Source organism: Streptomyces flavofungini (assembly GCF_041028215.1).
GTDB classification, from domain to species: Bacteria; Actinomycetota; Actinomycetes; order Streptomycetales; family Streptomycetaceae; genus Streptomyces; species Streptomyces flavofungini_B.
Window position 1 is genome coordinate 1 of sequence record NZ_JASKYR010001047.1, and the last position, 2,291, is coordinate 2,291.

At 75.7% G+C, this 2,291-nt stretch carries 3 protein-coding genes; 1 reads left to right on the top strand and 2 read right to left on the bottom strand.

The window, feature by feature from the left end:
* On the bottom strand, window positions 1–870 hold an 870-nt coding region (locus AB8Z36_RS38195; protein WP_369217965.1), incomplete at its 3' end, for a DMT family transporter.
* 139 nt (window positions 871–1,009) lie between these two features.
* On the opposite strand from AB8Z36_RS38195, the gene AB8Z36_RS38200 reads away from it, so the two are divergent.
* Complete coding sequence (locus tag AB8Z36_RS38200) at window positions 1,010–2,017, top strand: LysR family transcriptional regulator (protein ID WP_369217966.1); 1,008 nt, start codon at window positions 1,010–1,012, stop codon at window positions 2,015–2,017.
* Here AB8Z36_RS38200 and AB8Z36_RS38205 read toward each other — a convergent pair.
* Window positions 1,980–2,291, bottom strand: a 312-nt coding sequence (locus AB8Z36_RS38205) for a GNAT family N-acetyltransferase (RefSeq protein WP_369217967.1), incomplete at its 5' end; no start/stop codon positions are given. The genes AB8Z36_RS38200 and AB8Z36_RS38205 overlap by 38 nt on opposite strands.

The following is a 2,291-nucleotide window of genomic DNA, read 5'->3' on the forward strand; positions in this document are numbered from 1 at the left end:
GCCCCGGGTGAGCCCCACCCCGGCGAGCACCACGGCCATGCCCATGACGACCCGCGCCCCGATCTCCTCCCCGAGGACGAGCGCGCCGAGCGCCACGGAGACGACCGGCAGCAGATAGCCGACGGTGGCGGCGGCGGTCGGCCCCTCGTCGGCGATCAGCCGGGAGTTGAGGTGGAAGGTGATCCCCGTGCCGAGCGTGCCGAGGACGACGACCGCTGCGATCCCCGTCAGGGCCGGTGCGGACGTGCCCCCGGGGGCCGCGGGCAGGGCGAGCGTCGTGAGTCCCGTCGCGGTGAGGAGCTGGGCGGCGGAGAGCGCGAGCGGCGCGGAGTCGCGGGCGACGAGGTGGCGGGCCATGTAAGCGAAGGCGACGGCGTAGCTGACCGCGGCGGCGAGCAGCGCGAGCGCGCCCCAGCTCATGAGTCCCGTCCGCTGCCAGGGCGCGAAGATCAGCAGGGTGCCCGCGAAGCCGAGCAGCAGCCCGGTGAGGCGGCGCGGACCGAGGCGGCGTTCGGTGCGCAGCGTCAGGCCGATGGCCATGGACCACAGGGGCGTCGTGGCGTTCAGTACGCCCGCCACTCCCGAGTCGACCGTCTGCTCGCCGATGCCGAACAGGAAGAACGGCAGGGCGTTGCAGAACAGGGCGGCCACCGCGAGATGGCCCCAGACCCGGCGGTCGCGCGGCATCCGCTGTCCGGCCCGGCGGGCGAGGACGAGCAGTACGGCGGCGCCGAGCGCGCACCGGACGATCGTGAGGTGCAGCGGCGCGATGCCGCCCGCCAGGGCCAGCTTGATCCAGAGGAAGCCGGAGCCCCAGAGCAGGGCGAGGACGGCCATACGGACGAGGGTGGCGCGGGGGCCGTTGGACATGGCTCGCCTCCGTCGGGAGCGGTCGGTGCGGGGACCCTGGAAACGGTCCTCCGCCCGAACCTGTAAGACAAGCGAAAAGAAGTGCACTCAGAATTAAGCTCTGCTGCATTCAGGCGCTCATCGGCCGCATACTGGCCGCATGCTCGACATGCGGCGCATGCAGATCCTGCGGGCGGTGGTGGCCGGCGGCTCGGTCACCGCGGCGGCCCGCAACCTCGGCTGCACCCCCTCGGCCGTCAGCCAGCAGATGGCGGCCCTGGAGAAGGAGGCGGGCATCGCCCTCCTGGAGCGGACCGGACGCGGGGTGCGCCCCACGGAGGCGGGCCGGACCCTCACCGAGTACGCGGCGGTCATCGGCCGTCATGCCGCAGAGGCGGAGACCGCCATCGCCGAGCTGCGGGCGGGGCGTACGGGAAGCGTCCGCGTGCGGTACTTCGCCACGGCGGGCGCACCCCTGATCGCCCCGGCGCTCGCCGCGCTCCGGCGCGACCAGCCCCGCGTACGGGTGGAGCTGAAACTGGTGGACCCCGACGACCCGGTGCCCGAGGTGAAGGCGCGGCGGGCCGATCTGGCGCTGGTGGTCAGGGGCGAGGACGAGCCGCCGGTGGACGGCGTCCGCTTCGTCCCGCTCCTGCGGGACCGCTACCGCGCGGTGCTGCCGCTCGGCCACCGCCTGGCCGGGCGGGTGGTGATCGGCCTCGCCGAGCTGGCCGACGAGCCCTGGATCGCGGGCGAGACGCCGGGCCCGTGCCTCGACCCGGTGCTCGACGCCTGCGCGGCGGCCGGTTTCACCCCGGACTTCGCGGTGGAGAGCGGCGACTACGCCACGGCGCAGGGCCTGGTCGCCGCCGGTCTCGGTGTCACCCTGGTCCCGGACCTCGGCCTCGCGGCCGGACACCGCCCCGACGTCGTCGTACGGGAGGTCGGCGGCCCCGAGCCCACCAGGTCGGTCCAGGCGGCGGTCCGCGCGGGTGCGCCGGTACGGCCCGCGCTGCGGGGGCTCCTGGACGCGCTGCGGGCGGCGGCCGAGGCGGCACTGGGCGGCGCGGCGGCACCGGCCGGGGACCTCGCGGGCGTGGAATCCGCCGGAGGGGCCGCGTCCTCCCGCGTCAGTCCGCCGGAGGGGCCGCGTAGCAGCGCAGGGTGACCCGCTGCCCCGGCAGCCACTCCCGCTCGACGGCGTCGAGGAACCGCCAGCCCAGACGTTCGTAGAGCGCGGCGGCCGAGGCGTCGGACGAGACCACGTCGAGGACCGGGTGCAGCCCGCGCGCCCGCGCCTCCCGTGTCACCCGGCCCATCAGCAGCGCGCCGATCCCGTGGCCGCGCGCGTCCGGCGCGACGAACAGACGGCTGACCACGGCCGTCGTCTGCGCGGACACGCCCGCTGCCGTGCTCCACAGCCCGGGTGCCGCGTCCTCCGC

Bases quoted from the DNA above. Each gene is read 5' to 3' on its own strand.
- AB8Z36_RS38200 (WP_369217966.1), top strand. From the start codon at position 1,010: ATGCTCGACATGCGGCGCATGCAGATCCTGCGGGCGGTGGTGGCCGGC.